We start from the raw sequence: 453 nt of genomic DNA, 5'->3' as shown, positions 1-453 counted from the left end.
AAACCGCCTGCGCACGCTTTACGCCCAGTAATTCCGATTAACGCTTGCACCCTACGTATTACCGCGGCTGCTGGCACGTAGTTAGCCGGTGCTTATTCTTCAGGTACCGTCATTAGCAACCTGTATTAGAGGCCACCGTTTCTTCCCTGACAAAAGAGCTTTACAACCCGAAGGCCTTCTTCACTCACGCGGCATTGCTGGATCAGGCTTTCGCCCATTGTCCAAAATTCCCCACTGCTGCCTCCCGTAGGAGTCTGGACCGTGTCTCAGTTCCAGTGTGGCTGGTCGTCCTCTCAGACCAGCTACTGATCGATGCCTTGGTAGGCCTTTACCCCACCAACTAGCTAATCAGATATCGGCCGCTCCAGGAGCATGAGGTTCTTGCGAATCCCCCACTTTCATCCTTAGATCGTATGCGGTATTAGCGCAACTTTCGCTGCGTTATCCCCCACT

Annotated in this window: 1 rRNA gene; it reads right to left on the bottom strand. The window is 53.4% G+C overall.

The window, feature by feature from the left end:
• Window positions 1-453, bottom strand: a 16S ribosomal RNA gene (locus C7C56_RS27820); the annotation flags it as partial.

It is taken from the genome of Massilia glaciei, assembly GCF_003011895.2.
Taxonomy (GTDB): Bacteria; Pseudomonadota; Gammaproteobacteria; order Burkholderiales; family Burkholderiaceae_D; genus Telluria_A; species Telluria_A glaciei.
This window is presented reverse-complemented; position numbering and strand designations above follow the sequence as displayed.